We start from the raw sequence: 16,781 nt of genomic DNA, 5'->3' as shown, positions 1-16,781 counted from the left end.
TGTTGACACTGATGTAACCACAGGCTTTGCGCAAAAGCGAGTCTTGAATGGCATTCTGCAACTGACTTTTGGGTGACGCGGGCAGGCCGAACCGCTAGGCGCGCAGGCATGAGAATGTTGCTACGTCTGTCGGGCCCCCTGACCGTTCTTGCCTTGGCCGTGCCGCTTGCCGCGCAGGATGATGAGGTTCTGAACGTGGAACCTCGGCCCGAAATCATCGTTACCGGGCGCGGGCTTGATCCGGCACTGTCGACCAGCATCTACGCCACCACCACGCTGGAACGCGATGTGATTATCGCCAGTCCGTCGGGCCGGATCGAGGATGTGCTGCGCGGCGTGGCGGGATTCCAGCAGTTTCGCCGTTCGGACAGCCGTTCATCCAACCCGAGCGCCCAAGGCGTGACGCTGCGCGCGTTGGGCGGCAATGCCACCAGCCGCGCGCTGGTGCTGCTGGACGGGGTGCCGATTGCCGATCCGTTCTTCGGCTTTATCCCGTTGTCCGCCATCGCCCCTGAAACCTTGGGCACCGTGCGGGTGACGCGCGGCGGCGGGTCGGGGCCGTTTGGTGCTGGCGCACTGGCGGGCACGATCGAGCTGGAAAGCGCCGCACCCGGAGAGAGCGCGCCATTGCTCGCCAGCGCAGCGATCAACAGCCGCGCCGAAAGCGAACTCAGCGGCGTGCTGACCCAGCGATTGGGGCGCGGGTTCGCGGTTGCCAGCGGGCGCTGGGATCGCGGGCAGGGGTTCTTTACCACGCCCGATGATCAGCGCGTCCCCGCCACTGCGCGCGCCGGGTTTGATAGCTGGAACGCGGCCCTGCGGGCGGTCGCCCCGCTGACCTCAGATGTCGAACTGCAAGCCCGCGTCGCGGCATTCCGCGATAACCGCACCTTGCGTTTTGACGGCGCAGATTCGACCAGCGAAGGGCAGGAGGCCAGCCTGCGTATCGTTGGGCGCGGGGCGTGGCAATTCGATGCACTCGCCTATGTTCAGGCGCGCGATTTTACCAATGTGGTGATCAGTTCGACCCGCTTTACCCCGGCACTCGATCAGCGCGCCACGCCATCAACCGGGGTGGGCGGCAAGTTCGAACTGCGCCCGCCGCTGGCCGAAGCGCACGATATCCGCATCGGTGCCGATTACCGCCGCGCCGATGGGGAATTGCAGGAAGACGCGATCAGCGCCTTTACCGGGCTTTTCACCGAACGCCGCCGCGCGGGCGGGGCGACTGCCAATCTCGGGCTGTTTGTCGAGGATGACTGGCAGATCGGCCCGCTGCTGGTCAACGGCGGGCTGCGCGCGGATCGCACCAGCATTACCGGCGGATTTTTCCGCGCGGTCGATCATGCCGGGGTGCCGGTCAATATAATCAGCGCACCTGACCGGTCGGACTGGGCGGTAAGCTGGCGCGCGGGCGCGTTGTTCTATGCCACCCGGCGGCTGGATATCCGTGCCGCCGCCTATACCGGACTGCGCCTGCCGACCTTGAATGAACTCTACCGCCCGTTTGTGGTGTTTCCGGTGGTGACTGAGGCCAATGCCGCGCTGGAGAATGAACGGCTTGAAGGGTTCGAGGTGGGGCTGGACTGGCAGCCGATCAATCAAATCGTTCTGTCACTCACCGCGTTCGATAACGAGGTTGAAAACGCCATCGCCAATGTGACCATCGCCCCCAACCTGCGCCGCCGCGAAAACCTGCCCGCGATCACCGCGCGCGGGGTTGAGGCGAGCCTTGCTGCCAAATTCGGCGCGGTCACTATCGATGGTTCGCTGGCCTGGACCGACGCCGAGGTGCGGGGCGAAGGCGCTTCGCTTGATCTTGACGGGAACCGTCCGGCGCAAACCCCCGAATTCGCCGCGTCGGTCACGTTTGGCTGGCAGCCTGCGCCCGGTTGGCGGGTGGCGGGAACCCTGCGTCACGTTGCTGCTCAATTCGAGGATGATCGCGAGGCCGATCGGCTGGCACCGGCCACCACGCTGGACGCATTTCTCACTGCGCCGCTCGCCGGAAAGCTTTCAATGGTGGTGCGGGCTGAAAATTTAACGGACGAGACAATCATCACCCGCAATCAGGGCGGATCGATCGATCTGGGCGCGCCGCGCACCGTGTGGCTGGGTTTACGCTACGGCTTCTGACCTTGCTTGCGGCAACGCATCATTGTTGCGTTTGCGAATTCTATATTGCAATTATGGTGCGCCGCAACACATTATGTTGCATTTTTGCTACTATTAATCAGAAGTTTGTCTGCGCCGCTTGTGAGCGCGCGGAGGCCTGATAGGTTTCATCTCACAACCCCAATATCGGCGCAAAGACCGGCTGGGGTGGAGAGAGGGAGACACTGATGCGCAAGTTTGCAGCCTTTGCTGGCGGCCTGATGGCCTGCAGTTCACTTACCACCCCCGCCTTTGCTCAGGATGCGGCCGAAGACGCTCCGGCCGTGCGGGAAGGCAACGTCATCATCGTGACCGCCACCCGCCGCGCGCAGGACGTGCAGGACATTCCACTGGCGGTGACCGCGATTTCGCCGCAGCAGCTGGAAAATCAGGGCGTGAGCGATATCCGGCAGATCTCGGCGCTCGCACCAAGCTTCACCAGTTCACAAGCGCAGTTGGCGTCAGGCTCGGTCGTGCTGCGGGTGCGCGGGATCGGGACCACATCGAACAATATCGGCTTCGAAAGCGCTGTCGGCATCTTTGTCGATGGTGCGTATCAGTCCCGCCCGGGCGTCGCGCTCAACGAATTTGTCGATGTCGAGCGGGTCGAAGTCCTCCGTGGGCCGCAAGGCACCCTGTTCGGCCGCAACACTTCGGCCGGCGCGCTCAACGTCACCAATGTCCGTCCGGACGTTACCGAATTCGGCGGCTTCGTGAATGCTGGCTACGGCAATTTTGACGAGATCAGCGTGCAAGGTGCCATCAACGTTCCGATCGTCAGAGACACGGTGGCCGTTCGCCTGACCGGCGCCTTTCGTGAGCGTGACGGGTTTCTGACGGTCGCTGATCGCAACGGGAACGACATTGGCGATACCAATGATGTCGATCAGTGGTTGGTGCGCGGCCAGATCGGATGGGATACCGATAGCGGGTTGCGTGGACGCATCATCGCCGATTTTTCCAATAGCACATCAAGCTGCTGCGGCGCGATTGAACTGTTTCAGTCACCATTGGTGACCGGCGGGGCGTTTGCCGCGGTCGGGCTTGGCGCGAATGGCGGCAATGGCCAGCCTTCGGTATCGACCACGCCGCGCGATCAGGGGGCGTTTGAGCAGGCGCTCAACAACCGCGTCGTCTCGGCCAATTTTGCCCCGATTGCAGATATCGACAATTACGGCGTGACCGGCGAACTGGAATTTCCGGTGTCGGACAATGCCGATCTGATCTTCATCGGCTCCTACCGCAAATTCGAAAGCTTCGAAAACTACGATTCGGATTTCAGCGGGCTTGATATCTTCAACGTCGATGCGCTCAATCTCGATATCGAAACCTGGACTGCTGAACTGCGGCTTCAAGGCGAAGCCTTTGGCGGCAAGCTCAACTACATGGTCGGCGGCTTCTATTCGGACGAACAGCTTGACCAGTCGGTCAGCTTTTCGCTGGGACAGGACTTTGGCGAGAATGTCGGTGCGCTGCTGTTCGTGCCGACCGGCGGTGCGCTTGGCCCCAACCCGCTGTCGGTGTTCACCGGGGTTGATCCGGCAGGCACCACCAACACCAACCGGTTCCAACAGGATGCCAAGAGCTACGCCATCTTCACGCATAATTCGTTCGAGATCACTGACGGGCTCGAGCTGACTGTCGGTGCGCGTTATTCGTGGGAAGACAAGGAGGGCGGCTTTACCCAGACAGCGGTCAACAACCAGATCTGCCCGGCGGTTCTGGGTGCGCTGGGCGGGGTTCCGGGCGCTTTGCAACCTGCCTTTATCGGTCTTGGCTGTTTCGGCTTCACCGCTCCGGCTGATCTGCCGCAGGCGGCCGTCTTGCCGCTGCCGCGTACCTTCCAGGAAAACTTCAACGACGAAGAACTGATTTACACCGTCAAACTGGGCTATGAATTCAGCCCGTCGATCAATACCTATGCCAGCTTCACGCATGGTTATAAGGCGGGTGGGATCAACCTTGATACCACCGCAGCGGTGGACGGGGCCGATCCAACCTTCCTTTCGGAAGAGGTTGATGCCTACGAAATCGGGCTAAAAGGCCAGACTGCCAATGGCGATCTGACGGTCAATGTCGCGGCATTTTATGAAGAATTCACGGACTTCCAGGTGCTCGAATTCACCGGAACCGCATTTGAAACGTTCAACGTGCCCAAGGCCGAAACGAAGGGCGTCGAAATCGAAGGGCTGTTCCGGCCCAATGACGAACTGACCTTCAACTTTGGCGCGACCTTCCTTGAGGCGAGCTACCCCGACGATTGCGCTGGTACGCAGACATCGGTTCAGGTGGTGGCGCTGTGCGGCAATGATCTGACCAACGCGCCGCAAATCGTCGCGTTGATTGGCGCATTGTGGGAAAAGCCAATCAATGCTTCGACCGAAGTGTTCCTGTCAGGCCAGGTGCGGATGGAGGATGATCAGCGCACCTCGACCCAGGCGATCATCCTGCCCGATGCCGCCGCCATCGCGGCCAATGGCGGTTTGCAGCAGGCGATCGATGCTGCCGACCCGATCATCGCCGATATTCAGGATGGCAAAGCCTTCGTGAACCTGCGCGGCGGACTGCGCTTTGCTGGTGGTCAGTACACGATCGAGGGCTGGGTCACGAACCTCACCAACGAAGTGGTGCGCGGGGTGACATTCAACACCACCTTGCGCGGAACCGGCGCGGCCAATTCACGTTCAGCCTTTGTCCTGCCGCCGCGCCAGTATGGTGTTACGCTGCGCGCCAAGTTCTAGGACGCGCAGGCTTCGGCCACAAAAAAGGGCGGCTCGATGGTTCGAGCCGCCCTTTTTTGTTGTTCTGTGAGTCCCCGCGAAGACGGGGTTCTCAGTCCGGTGAAGCATGATCGTGCCTGAGGCTCCCGCCTGCGCGGGAGCGCAAAACAAACTACATACTCCGCGCGATCAGCATCTTCATCACTTCGTTCGATCCGCCGAAAATGCGCGTGATGCGGGCATCGCGGTACATCTTGGCGATCGGATATTCGTTGATATAGCCCGCGCCGCCATGCAGTTGCAGGCACTTGTCGACGACTTCGCCTTGCAGTTCGGTCACCCAGTATTTCGCCATCGACGCGGTGGCGACATCGAGCTCGCCCCGGAGCAGTTTGGCGATGCAATCATTGACGAACACCCGTGCCGCCGTGCCGCGCGCCTTGAGATCGGCGAGCACGAACTGGGTGTTCTGGAAATCCCAGATCGTCTGCCCGAAGGCCTTGCGCGATTTGACATATTCGACCGTGGTATCGAGCGCCTTTTCGATCCCCGTGGCCGCGCCGATGGCGATCACCAGACGTTCCTGCGGCAATTCGCCCATCAGCTGGTAAAAGCCCTTGCCCTCGACCCCGCCGAGCACGTTTTCGGCCGGCACGAAGACATTGTCGAAGAACAGTTCCGACGTATCGGCTGCATCAAGCCCGATCTTGTCGAGTTTCTTGCCTCGCTGGAACCCTTCGGCGCCTTCGGTTTCCAGCAGCATCAGCGAGATGCCCTTGGCCCGTTCGTTCGGGTTGGTCTTGGCGACGACCACGATGAAATCGGCGGTTTGCCCATTGGAGATATAGGTCTTGGCCCCGTTGATGCGGTAGCCATTGCCATCGCGCAGGGCGGTGGTGGTGATCGCCTGAAGGTCGCTGCCCACCCCCGGCTCGGTCATCGCAATCGCGCTGACCAATTCGCCGCTGACCAGCTTGGGCAGGTATTTCAGCTTCTGTTCTTCGGTGCCGTGGCGCACCAGATAGGGCAGGATGATCGTATTGTGCAGGCTGGCGGCGAACCCATCAACGTCGTGTTTGGCCTGCTGATCGATCACCACCAGATCATGCCGGAAATCGCCGCCGTGGCCGCCATATTCGGTCGGGACACTCACGCCGAGCAGGCCTGCTGCCCCGGCTTCGCGCCAGAATTCGCGTTCCACCATACCATCGTCACGCCATTGCTGGACGCGCTTTTGCGGGGCGTGCTGCTGATAGAATTTGCCGACGGCATCAGCGAAAATGGCGATTTCTTCTTCTTCCATGAAGGCCGGTTGCGGCACGTTGATGACGGGCATTTCTTTCTCCTTATGATCCCAAATACTGTCGGTTCGCTTACCCAAGCCGCCAAAAATGTTTCGCGTGAAACATTGGGCTAGCGCGGTCTAAGGCGGGTCTAGGCAGGGTCTGGGGCGACCGGGCCAAGCAGGATTACCCGCCGTGGGGCGAAACCGTTGCTTATTTCCCCGTCCAGTTGGGTTTGCGCTTTTCGGCGAAGGCCGCCGCGCCTTCGCGCGCATCATGGCTGACGAAAACCGGCCCGATCAATTGCCCCTGCTTGGCGTAGCGATCTTCCATAGCCCAGCCGCGCGATTGCTTCATCACCTGTTTGGATACCTTCACCGCCAGCGGGCCATTGGCCGCGATTTTCGCGGCCAGCGCCTTTGCGCCGTCCAGCGCCGAACCTTCGGTGACTTCGTTGATCAGGCCGATTTGATAGGCGCGCTCTGCCCCGATGAAATCGCCGGTCAGCGCCAGTTCCATCGCGATGCGTTCGGGGATCTGATCGGGCAGCATCATCACGCCGCCAGCAGCGGCCACCAGTCCGCGCTTCACTTCGGGAATACCGAATTTGGCGTTGGCATTGGCGACCACCAGATCGCACGCGATCATCAGTTCCAGCCCACCTGCCAATGCATAGCCTTCGACCGCCGCGATCAGCGGCTTGGCGGGCGGGGCCTGCACCACGCCGCCAAACCCGCGCCCTTCGACGCTGGGGGTTTCGCCGCGCAGGAAGCCTTTGAGATCCATGCCCGAACAGAATGTCCCGCCCGCGCCGGTGATGATGCCGACGCGCAGATCATCCTCGGCGTCCAGCCGATCCATCGCCGCCGCGATTCCTTCGGCCGCCGCCTTGGTCATCGCATTCTTGGCTTCGGGACGGTTGATGGTGACGATCAGGATGCCGTCTTCAACCTCGGTCAGCACTTCGGGTGGGGTATTCTCGCTCACGGCTGTCTCCCTATTGATTTTAGCATTGCGAATTGAAACTCAATTCTTGTGCAAGTGGTGGAGGCGGTTTACCAACACGTCAACCGCAATTTCGTTATATCGGAGAGGATCACCATGGCTGAAGCATATATCATCGACGCAGTGCGCACCCCGCGCGGGATCGGCAAGCAGGGGAAGGGCGCGCTGGCGGCGCAGCATCCGCAGCATCTCGCCGCCACGGTGATGAAGGCGATTGCGGAGCGCAACCACCTCGACACCAGTACGGTTGATGACGTGATCTGGTCGGTTTCGACGCAGGACGGGATGCAGGCGGGCGATCTGGGCCGCATGGCATCGCTTGACGCGGGCTATGACATTACCTCATCGGGCACCACGCTAGACCGGTTCTGCGGCGGCGGGATTACCAGCGTCGCGCTGGCATCGGCGCAGGTGATGAGCGGGATGGAAGATTGCATCGTCGCTGGCGGAACCGAGATGATGAGCCTTACCTCGGCCATGTCTCAGGAGAAAATGCGCGCCGGGCTGAAACCGCCGATGATGGGCAGCTATAACGAACGCCTGCAGGCGGTGCATCCGCAATCGCATCAGGGCATTTGCGGCGATGCGATTGCCAGCATGGAAGGCTTCACCCGCGCCGATCTGGACGCGGTCGGCTACCGTTCGCAGCAACGCGCCGCCGAAGCGATGGCGGCGGGCCGATTCGCCAAATCGCTGGTGCCGGTGGTGGCGGATGATGGCACCGTGCTGCTCGACCACGATGAATACCCGCGTCCGCAGACGACGATGGACGATCTGGCCAAGCTGGAACCGGCCTTTCCCAAGATTGCCGATGTGCCGCTGGACGAGAAGGGCACGACATTTCGCAAGCTGATCAACCAGAAATATCCTGACCTCGACATTCAGCATTTCCACCACGCGGGCAATTCGTCCGGCGTGGTTGACGGCGCGGCGGCGGTGCTGATTACCAGCAAGGACTACGCGCAAAAGCACGGGCTGAAACCGCGCGCGCGCATCGTTGCCACCGCCAATATGGGCGATGATCCCACGCTGATGCTGAATGCGCCGGTGCCTGCCGCCAAAAAGGTGCTGGCGAAGGCGGGCCTCACGGTGGACGATATCGACCTGTTCGAAATCAACGAAGCTTTCGCGGTGGTCGCCGCCAAGTTCGTGCGCGATCTGGGGCTGGATTGGGACAAGGTCAACGTCAACGGCGGATCAATCGCGCTGGGCCATCCGATTGGCGCGACGGGGTCGATCCTGATCGGCACCATCGTCGATGAATTGGAAGCGCGCGGCGGGCGTTATGGCCTGGTGACGATGTGCGCGGCGGGCGGCATGGCCCCGGCGATCATCGTTGAACGGGTCGATGGTTTTGTCGACTAACATCGCTGACAACACCCCGGTCATCATCGGGGTCGGTCAATATTCGGAGAGGGTTGGCGAACCCGGTTACGCCGCCCTCTCCTACATGGACCTTGGCGGACGGGCGCTGGCTGCGGCGATTGCGGACAGCGGCGCGACAGGGTCTGTGGCCGATGCCATCGACACGCTGGCCGCGATCCGCGCGTTTGAAATGTCGCGCCCGGATCGCAAACCGCCGTTCGGTGCGGCGGATAATGTGCCGCGCGCGCTGGCGAAGCGCGTGGGTGCCAACCCGGCGCGCGCGATCCTCACCCCCACCGGCGGGCAGACCAATCAGCAATTGGTGGGCGAATTTGCCGCAGCGATCGCGGCGGGGGACAGCCAATGCGCGGTGATCGTGGGATCGGAGGCGATCTCGACCGTGCTGGCGCTGACCGCCAAGGGTGAGGCACCCGACTGGTCGGAAGCCATCGGTGGCGCGTTCGAGGATCAGGGCTTCGGGGTCGAGGAGCTGCTGGAGCCCGCGCTGTTCGCCCATGGCGCGAGCGGGGCAATCCCGCTCTATGCGCTGGCGGAAAATGCGCGGCGGGCGAAGCTGGGCATGGGGCTGGAGGAATACCGGCTGGAAATCGGCAAGCTGTTCGCGCCCTTTACCCGCGTGGCCGCCGCCAACCCGCACTCCGCCGCCCCGGTGGAGCGCAGCGCGGAAGAATTGGCAACGGTGACGGCGCGCAACCGCATTGTCGCTGAGCCTTACCCGCGTATGACCGTGGCGCGCGATCAGGTGAATCAGGCCGCTGCGATCATTGTCGCAAGCGCCGGGCTGGCCCGCGCGCTGGGCGTGCCCGAAGCCAAGTGGGTGCATATCCACGCGGTCACTGCTGCGACCGAGTTGAAGCTGTCCGAGCGGCCCGATTTGTCCGCCAACCCCGCCTCCATCTCCAGCGTCGAAGCGGCATTGGCGCGGGCGGGGAAGGGCATGGATGACATCGCCTATATCGATTTCTATTCGTGCTTCGCCATCCCCGTGTTCAACCAATGCGACCATTTCGGCCTGTCCGCCGACGATCCGCGCGGATTGACGCTGACCGGGGGCCTGCCGTTCTTTGGCGGGGCGGGGAACAATTATTCCGCCCACGCCATCGTCGAAGCCGTGCAGCGGGTGCGCGCCGACCGGGGGGCTTTCGCGCTGGTGGGAGCGAATGGCGGGTGGATGAGCAAATATGCCACTGGCATCTACTCGACCACGCCCGCCGATTGGTCTGTGGGTGACCGCTTTGCCAAACTGCCCAAGGCGGCCAATGCCGTCCCCGCCTCCGCCGCGCCGTTCGATAGCGCGACGGTGGAAACCTACACCATCAACCGCTCCCCCAAGGGCGATGCGGCGATATTCATCGGGCGCAATCCGGCAGGCGAACGGGTGTGCGGCAATGCTGATCTGACCGACCCCGCAACCGCTGCGGCATTCGAAGGCGGCGCGCCGTTCGGAGCGCGACTGGCGGTGGTTCGCGATGAGCACGGGCGCAGCATCGGGCGGATCGCTTAGCGCATACCCACCCTTGCGCGAATCGCTGCCTTCGGGTATTTGGTTTCAATTGAAACTAATTGCTTGCCGCAGGGGATTGCCGCGATGAACGCACCGACCAACAAAGCTTCGGCCACCGACCTGTTTGAAAACCCCGCCGGGCTCGACGGGTTCGAATTCGTCGAATTCTGCGCGCCGGAAAAGGGCGTGCTGGAACCTGTGTTTCAGGCGATGGGCTTCACCCGCGTGGCGCAGCACCGTTCCAAAGACGTGGACCTGTGGCGACAGGGCGGCATCAATCTGATCGCCAATTACGAACCGCGCAGCGCCGCGTGGTATTTCGCGCGGGAACACGGCGCGGCAGCCTGCGGGATGGCATTCCGGGTGCGCGACGCGGCCAAGGCCTATGCCCATCTGATCGCCCAAGGGGCAGAACCCGTCGCCAACGAACCCGGCCCGATGGAACTACGCATCCCCGCGATCCGCGGCATCGGCGGCGCGATTTTGTATCTGGTTGACCGCTATGCCGATACGGGCGTTGGTAATGGTAAGGGTGGGGGCCTCACCATCTATGACATCGATTTTGAATACCTGCCCGGCGTTGATCCGCATCCCGTCGGCGCGGGCTTCCACACCATCGATCACCTGACTCACAATGTTTACACCGGGCGGATGAAGTATTGGGCGGACTATTACGAGACCCTGTTCAACTTCCGCGAGATCCGCTTTTTTGACATCAAGGGCGAATATACCGGCCTCACGTCCAAGGCGCTGACCGCGCCCGACGGCAAGATCCGCATTCCGCTTAATGAAGAAGGTGAAGGCGGGAAGGGCCAGATCGACGAGTTCCTCAAGGCCTTCAATGGGGAGGGCATCCAGCACATCGCGTTGATCTGTGATGATCTGCTGGCGTGCTGGGATCGGCTCAAGGCGCTGGGCGTCCCGTTCATGACCGCGCCGCCGGCGACCTATTACGACATGCTCGACGGACGCCTGCCCGGCCACGGTGAGGATGTGGACGCGCTCAAGATGCGCGGCATCCTACTCGATGGCTCGACAGAAGGCGGCCAACCCCGGTTGCTGCTGCAAATCTTCGCGCAGGCGCAGGTTGGCCCGGTGTTCTTCGAATTCATCCAGCGCAAGGGCGATGACGGCTTTGGTGAGGGCAATTTCAAAGCCCTGTTCGAAAGCATGGAACGCGACCAGATCATCCGCGGCGTGTTGAACGTTGAGGAACCGGCGGAGTAGGCGCAAACCGTTCTCCCATCCCCGTTCGCCCTGAGCTTGTCGAAGGGCTGTTCTTCTTTGGGAAGGCAGGACAGAAGAAAAAGCAGGGCTTCGACAAGCTCAGCCCGAACGGAGTTGGTTATGACCAAAAACGCAGCACACCCCGTCGCACACCCGGTGAATCTGGCCGGCATCCACCATGCCGCCTATCGTTGCCGCGATGCAAAGGAGACGGTGGAATGGTATGCCCGCGTGCTGGGCATGACCTACACCACCGCCTTTGCCGAGGATCACGTGCCGTCAACCGGCGAATATGATCCCTATATGCACATCTTCCTCGATGCGGGGAACGGCAACATCATCGCCTTTTTCGAACTGCCGAACCAGCCGGACATGGGCAAAGACCCCAACACGCCCGCCTGGGTGCAGCACATCGCGCTGCGGGTGCCCGATATGGCGGCACTGCTGGCGGCCAAGGCGCATATCGAAGCGCAGGGGGTGGAGGTGCTCGGCCCGACGCATCACGGCATTTTCCAGTCGATCTATTTCTTCGATCCCAACGGGCACCGGCTTGAACTTGCCGCCGACATTGGCACGGCGGATCAATATGCCGAGCTCGCCCGCGTCGCGCCGTTGATGCTGGAAGAATGGTCGAAGACGAAGAAAGCCCCGCGCCACGCCGATTGGCTGCACGAAATCGCCCGCGCCGAGCACGCGGCGAAAGGCTGATCCCGGCACCATTCGATCCGGCGAACACCGCATTCGCCGCTCTGCCAATACTTACGCGATTCCGGGGGATGGCCCGTTCAGGCCTCCGCTGAACTGTCACGCGGCCCGGCGGGCCGTCCGCGCCGCGCTCCCTTGCTGACCGCCACCTTGACCCCGCGCCGCGCCAGCGCCTCACGCAACAGCACTTCGATCTCGGCGTTGACGCTACGCAGGTCAGCATCCGCCGCGCGTTGAAGCGCATCGTGAAGCGCCGGGTCAAGGCGCAGGGCAAAGGCTTTTTTTGCGGCCATGATGCAATCAGTAGAGCGACCCTGCGTTGACCACCGGCTGGGTTTCGCGCTCGCCGCACAGCACCACCATCAGGTTCGATACCATCGCCGCGCGGCGTTCGTCGTCAAGTTCGACCACGTTTTTCTCGGACAACTGGGTGAGCGCCATTTCCACCATCGACACCGCGCCTTCGACCAGTTTGCGCCGTGCGGCGATCACCGCTTCGGCCTGCTGGCGGCGCAGCATTGCGCCTGCGATTTCGGGAGCATAGGCAAGGTGGGTGAGACCGCATTCGTCCACCGTGATCCCGGCCACCGTCAGCCGCTCGATCAAGGCAGCGCGCAATTCAACGCCCACTTCCTCGTGATTGCCGCGCAAGGTCACTTCGAGATGTTCGATATCATCATAGGGGTAGCGAGAACCGATTGATCGCACCGCGGCTTCGATCTGGGCATCGACGAATTCGCGGTAATCATCGACGTCGAACAGCGCCTGTGCCGTATCGGTAACGCGCCAGACGACCTGCGCGGCCATTTCAATCGGGTTGCCGCGCGCATCGTTGACCTTGATCTTTTCCGAGATGACATTGTTGGCGCGCACCGCGATTTTCTTGCGCGTCAGCCACGGCAGCACCCAGCGCAGGCCTTCGCTGCGGTCAGTGCCCTTATACGCGCCGAACAGCTGGATCGCGGCGGCTTCGTTGGGGTTGATCATGTAAAACCCGGTGAGCACCAGAACACCGATCACACCGGTGATGATCGCACCAACCAGACGCAGCCCATCGGGATCGTCCGGGGTCATCGCGCTGATAAACAGCCACACTGCCGCGACCACCAACACCAGCGAAACCAGCAGCATCATATAACCGCTCTGCGTTGCCGCTGGGGTTTCCCGACTGCGATTGAGGGCGGGGGTATCAGCAATTGCCATGACGAATTCTCCGATTCGATATAATTATGATATCATATTTATATCAGGATGCGCGACGGTCAAGCGGATTCGGCCGGGCTGTTGATCAGCAAGGCACTGGCCAGTTCTTGCCCAGCGGGCCGTTGCGGCAATGCAGGTTCTCGGCCATGCTCAAGCGCGCGGGCCCCACCCGGCCTATATCAAGCGGCTGCGGGCGGGCATCCGGGTGAGAGGGGAATGGCAATGCGGATATTTGTGACGGGCGGCAGCGGCTATCTTGGCCGAAACCTGATCCGGCGGCTGGTCGCCGATGGGCATGACGTGGTGGCGCTGGCCCGCAGTGATGCTTCGGCGCAGGCGGTGGAAATGCTGGGGGCAAAGGCGGCGCGCGGCGATATTCTCGATCGCCAAAGCCTCGTCACCGGGATGGCGGGCTGCGCCGGGCTGGTTCACGCGGCGGCTGACACCGGCCATGCGATCCACGAACCCGATCAACACGCCACCAACCTTAACGGCACCCGCAATGTCTTCACCGCCGCGCGTGAGGCGGGCATTGGCCGCGCGGTACACATCAGCACCGAAGCGGTCTTGCTGTCGGGCAAGCCATTGATGGATGCGACCGAAGCACAGCCCTATCCGGCGCGCTTTGCCGGGAGCTATTCGGCCAGCAAGGCGGCGGCGGAGCAGATGGCGTTGAGCCTGTCATCGCCCGCCATGCCGATCATCGCGGTGCGCCCGCGCTTCGTTTGGGGGCGTGATGATACCACCGCGCTACCGCAGCTGATCGCCGCAGCGCGCAGCGGAAAACTCGCGTGGATTGCGGGCGGCACCTATCTCACATCGACGACCCATATCGATAACGCGGTTGAAGGGATCGTGCTGGCGCTGATGCATGGCAAGGCGGGCGAGGCCTATTTCATCGCGGATGACGAACGCAGCACATTCCGCAGCTTCGTTTCGCGCCTGCTGGAGGCGGCCGGGGTTGAGGCAACCGACAAAACCGTGCCACGCATGGTGGTGCGCGCAGTGGTGGCGGTTGGCAGCACGATTGAACGCCTGACCAGCGGGGCGATTGCAGCGCCGATTGGCGCGCAGGAATACGGCACGGTCGGGGTAGAGGTGACGCTGAATACCGAAAAGGCGCGCCGCGAACTTGGCTATCACCCGATCATCAGTGTGAACGAAGGAATGTCGACTGTCGTGCCTGCGGTGTAACCGCGCTCTGCGTCCGTCTGTTCGCCAAAAAGGCCCCCGGTATCGCTACCGGAGGCCTTTCTGTGTCACTCGCCATACGCTCAGTGATACGCTCAGTGATATTGGGCGTAGCTCACATCGAAGCGGTCAGCATTCATCACCTTGTTCCAGGCCGAGATGAAGTCGGCCACGAATTTGCCCTCGGCCCCGGCCTCGGCATAGACCTCGGCCTGAGCGCGCAGCATCGAGTTTGATCCGAACACCAGATCGGCGCGGGTGGCGCGGTATTTCTCCGCCCCTGTGGTGCGGCAGGTGCCGACATATTCCTCATCGCCGCTGCCATCCACGGGCGCCCACTTGGTTCCCATGTCGAGCAGGTTGCGGAAGAAGTCAGTGGTCAGCACGCCGACCTTGTCGGTGAACACGCCGTGCTTGCGGTTGCCGCTGTTGGCACCGAGCACGCGCAGGCCGCCGACCAGCACGGTCAGTTCGGGGATCGACAGGCCGAGCAGATGCGCCTTGTCGATCAGCATCTCCTCGGTGCGCACCGATGCCTTGGTCTTGAGGTAGTTGCGGAAACCATCGGCAAACGGTTCCAGCGGTTCGAAACTCGCCGCGTCGGTGTGTTCCTCGCCCGCATCGCCGCGCCCGCCTGTGAACGGCACGGCCACGTCATGCCCGGCATCCTTGGCCGCCTTTTCGACCGCAGCCGACCCGGCCAGCACGATTGCGTCGGCCATGCTGAGGCTTCCACGATGCGCGTCGATCACGCCGAGCACCTTGGCGAGTTCGTCGGGATCGTTCGCCGCCCAGCCGCTTTGCGGGGCCAGCCGCACCCGCGCGCCGTTGGCGCCGCCGCGATGGTCGGAATTGCGGTAGGTCGAGGCCGAAGCCCACGCGGCCTTGACCAACGCGCTGACGGTCAGGCCAGAGCCGAGAATAGCCGCCTTGAAGCGCGCCACTTCGGCACCAGCAGGCGCGGTGCCAGCGGGAACCGGATCCTGCCAGATCAGCGTTTCAGCCGGGACTTCCGGCCCCATGTAACGCACCTTCGGCCCCATATCGCGGTGGCACAGTTTGAACCACGCGCGCGCAAAGGCATCATCCAGCTGTTCGGGGTTGGCGAGGAAACGTTCGGAGATTTTGCGATATTCCGGGTCCATCTTCAGCGCCATGTCGGCGGTAGTCATCATCGTCGGCACCCGCTTGTTCGGGTCACGCGCGTCGGGGGCCATGTCTTCGGGATCAGGGTTGATCGGCGTCCACTGCTGCGCGCCTGCCGGGCTCTTCACCAGCTCAAAATCATATTTGAACAGGATGCGGAAATAATCGTGGCTCCACGACGTCGGGTTATTCGACCACGCTCCTTCCAGCCCGGACGTGGTGATGTTGCCTGCCGCGATTTCGGCCTCGTCCGTCAGCCAGCCAAAGCCTTGCAGATGCAGGTCTTCGCTTTCAGGCGCGCCGCTGAACGTGTCCGAAGGGGCAGCGCCATGCGCCTTGCCAAACGCGTGGCCGCCAGCGGTGAGCGCGACGGTTTCTTCGTCATTCATTGCCATGCGGGCGAAGGTTTCGCGGATATCGCGCGCGCTTTCCAATGGATCGGGATTGCCGCCCGGCCCTTCGGGATTGACGTAGATCAGCCCCATCTGGATCGCGGCGAGCGGGTTTTCCAAATCGGCGCCATCGTCAGGCCGGATGCGGGTGGCAACGCCTTCGTTGACCCACTGTTCTTCGGTGCCCCAATAGGTGCTTTCGGGTTCATAGACGTCTGCACGCCCGCCGCCAAAGCCGAACACCGGGCCGCCCATGCTTTCAATCGCGACATTGCCCGCGAGGATGAACAGATCGGCCCAGCTGATGTTGCGGCCATATTTCTGCTTGATCGGCCACAACAGGCGGCGCGCCTTGTCGAGGTTGCCGTTATCGGGCCAGGAATTGAGCGGGGCGAACCGCTGCTGTCCGCTGCCCGCGCCGCCGCGCCCGTCACCGGTGCGGTAAGTGCCTGCGGCGTGCCACGCCATGCGGATGAACAGCGGGCCGTAATGCCCGTAATCGGCGGGCCACCACGGCTGGTTATCGGTCATCAGCGCGGTGAGATCGGCCTTGAGCGCATTGTAATCGAGTGCGTTGAAGGCTTCGGCGTAGTCGAAATCCTCGCCGTAGGGGTTTGCGCTGCGCCCGCCTTCGGTCAGGATGTCGAGCTGCATTGCTTGCGGCCACCAATCGCGGTTGGTGCGGCCCAGCAGGCTGCGTGTTCCGGCATCGCCATTGAATGGGCAGCCGCTCATCTCGCCAGTTTTTGCGTCCATGAGTGTTCTCTCCTTACAGGTTGATTGCGTGAGACTCGCCAGTCGGGCGCAGTCTATGGATAGACAATGACGCTTTCACGATGGCGCGTCCAATCGATTAATGCGCGTG

Annotated in this window: 12 protein-coding genes; 7 read left to right on the top strand and 5 right to left on the bottom strand. The window is 62.4% G+C overall.

Annotated elements, in window-relative coordinates; all coding sequences use genetic code 11:
• Positions 1-108: 108 nt before the first annotated feature.
• Positions 109-2,136 (top strand): TonB-dependent receptor, encoded by a 2,028-nt coding sequence (locus tag ACSSV3_RS03095; protein WP_354323653.1) that lies wholly within the window; start codon positions 109-111, stop codon positions 2,134-2,136.
• Between the two features lie 206 nt (positions 2,137-2,342).
• Entirely contained in the window at positions 2,343-4,895 is a 2,553-nt protein-coding gene (locus ACSSV3_RS03090; RefSeq protein WP_354323652.1) for a TonB-dependent receptor, read from the top strand.
• Positions 4,896-5,046: 151 nt separating this feature from the next.
• On the opposite strand, the gene ACSSV3_RS03085 is transcribed toward ACSSV3_RS03090, so the two are convergent.
• A complete protein-coding gene (locus ACSSV3_RS03085; RefSeq protein WP_354323650.1) occupies positions 5,047-6,210 on the bottom strand; it encodes an acyl-CoA dehydrogenase family protein in 1,164 nt (387 codons plus the stop codon).
• 160 nt (positions 6,211-6,370) lie between these two features.
• A complete protein-coding gene (locus ACSSV3_RS03080; RefSeq protein WP_354323649.1) occupies positions 6,371-7,144 on the bottom strand; it encodes a crotonase/enoyl-CoA hydratase family protein in 774 nt (257 codons plus the stop codon).
• 114 nt (positions 7,145-7,258) lie between these two features.
• Between ACSSV3_RS03080 and ACSSV3_RS03075 the strand changes: the two genes are divergently transcribed.
• The 4 genes from ACSSV3_RS03075 to ACSSV3_RS03060 all read left to right on the top strand — a co-directional run bounded on the left by ACSSV3_RS03075 (position 7,259) and on the right by ACSSV3_RS03060 (position 11,987).
• Positions 7,259-8,527, top strand: a complete 1,269-nt coding sequence (locus ACSSV3_RS03075; RefSeq protein WP_354323647.1) for an acetyl-CoA C-acetyltransferase — start codon at positions 7,259-7,261, stop codon at positions 8,525-8,527.
• Complete coding sequence (locus ACSSV3_RS03070) at positions 8,511-10,052, top strand: acetyl-CoA acetyltransferase (RefSeq protein ID WP_354323645.1); 1,542 nt, start codon at positions 8,511-8,513, stop codon at positions 10,050-10,052. The genes ACSSV3_RS03075 and ACSSV3_RS03070 overlap by 17 nt, the downstream gene beginning before the upstream one ends.
• An 84-nt stretch (positions 10,053-10,136) precedes the next feature.
• Entirely contained in the window at positions 10,137-11,279 is a 1,143-nt protein-coding gene (gene hppD, locus ACSSV3_RS03065) for a 4-hydroxyphenylpyruvate dioxygenase (protein WP_354323644.1), read from the top strand.
• Between the two features lie 120 nt (positions 11,280-11,399).
• Positions 11,400-11,987, top strand: a complete 588-nt coding sequence (locus ACSSV3_RS03060) for a VOC family protein (RefSeq protein ID WP_354323643.1) — start codon at positions 11,400-11,402, stop codon at positions 11,985-11,987.
• A gap of 77 nt (positions 11,988-12,064) precedes the next feature.
• Here ACSSV3_RS03060 and ACSSV3_RS03055 read toward each other — a convergent pair whose 3' ends face one another.
• The gene (locus ACSSV3_RS03055; protein ID WP_354323642.1) at positions 12,065-12,277 is read right to left on the bottom strand and encodes an Arc family DNA-binding protein; all 213 of its coding nucleotides are present in this window, start codon (positions 12,275-12,277) and stop codon (positions 12,065-12,067) included.
• Positions 12,278-12,284: 7 nt separating this feature from the next.
• Positions 12,285-13,058 (bottom strand): SPFH domain-containing protein, encoded by a 774-nt coding sequence (locus tag ACSSV3_RS03050; protein WP_454184753.1) that lies wholly within the window; start codon positions 13,056-13,058, stop codon positions 12,285-12,287.
• Between the two features lie 345 nt (positions 13,059-13,403).
• On the opposite strand from ACSSV3_RS03050, the gene ACSSV3_RS03045 reads away from it, so the two are divergent.
• The gene (locus ACSSV3_RS03045; RefSeq protein WP_354323638.1) at positions 13,404-14,381 is read left to right on the top strand and encodes an NAD-dependent epimerase/dehydratase family protein; all 978 of its coding nucleotides are present in this window, start codon (positions 13,404-13,406) and stop codon (positions 14,379-14,381) included.
• A gap of 92 nt (positions 14,382-14,473) precedes the next feature.
• Here ACSSV3_RS03045 and katG read toward each other — a convergent pair whose 3' ends face one another.
• The gene (gene katG / locus ACSSV3_RS03040; RefSeq protein ID WP_354323637.1) at positions 14,474-16,672 is read right to left on the bottom strand and encodes a catalase/peroxidase HPI; all 2,199 of its coding nucleotides are present in this window, start codon (positions 16,670-16,672) and stop codon (positions 14,474-14,476) included.
• Positions 16,673-16,781: the final 109 nt, after the last annotated feature.

The sequence above is a fragment of the Porphyrobacter sp. MBR-49 genome (genome assembly GCF_053628655.1).
The sequence above is the reverse complement of the archived record's forward strand: the minus strand, read 5'-3'. Positions and strand labels throughout refer to the sequence as shown.

What these genes read in the sequence shown, in the direction of transcription:
- ACSSV3_RS03095 (WP_354323653.1), top strand. Translation starts at nt 109, where the DNA reads ATGAGAATGTTGCTACGTCTGTCGGGCCCCCTGACCGTTCTTGCCTTG.
- ACSSV3_RS03090 (WP_354323652.1), top strand. Translation starts at nt 2,343, where the DNA reads ATGCGCAAGTTTGCAGCCTTTGCTGGCGGCCTGATGGCCTGCAGTTCA.
- ACSSV3_RS03085 (WP_354323650.1), bottom strand. Translation starts at nt 6,210, where the DNA reads ATGCCCGTCATCAACGTGCCGCAACCGGCCTTCATGGAAGAAGAAGAA.
- ACSSV3_RS03075 (WP_354323647.1), top strand. Translation starts at nt 7,259, where the DNA reads ATGGCTGAAGCATATATCATCGACGCAGTGCGCACCCCGCGCGGGATC.
- ACSSV3_RS03070 (WP_354323645.1), top strand. Translation starts at nt 8,511, where the DNA reads ATGGTTTTGTCGACTAACATCGCTGACAACACCCCGGTCATCATCGGG.
- hppD (WP_354323644.1), top strand. Translation starts at nt 10,137, where the DNA reads ATGAACGCACCGACCAACAAAGCTTCGGCCACCGACCTGTTTGAAAAC.
- ACSSV3_RS03060 (WP_354323643.1), top strand. Translation starts at nt 11,400, where the DNA reads ATGACCAAAAACGCAGCACACCCCGTCGCACACCCGGTGAATCTGGCC.
- ACSSV3_RS03055 (WP_354323642.1), bottom strand. Translation starts at nt 12,277, where the DNA reads ATGGCCGCAAAAAAAGCCTTTGCCCTGCGCCTTGACCCGGCGCTTCAC.
- ACSSV3_RS03050 (WP_454184753.1), bottom strand. Translation starts at nt 13,058, where the DNA reads ATGACCCCGGACGATCCCGATGGGCTGCGTCTGGTTGGTGCGATCATC.
- ACSSV3_RS03045 (WP_354323638.1), top strand. Translation starts at nt 13,404, where the DNA reads ATGGCAATGCGGATATTTGTGACGGGCGGCAGCGGCTATCTTGGCCGA.
- katG (WP_354323637.1), bottom strand. Translation starts at nt 16,672, where the DNA reads ATGGACGCAAAAACTGGCGAGATGAGCGGCTGCCCATTCAATGGCGAT.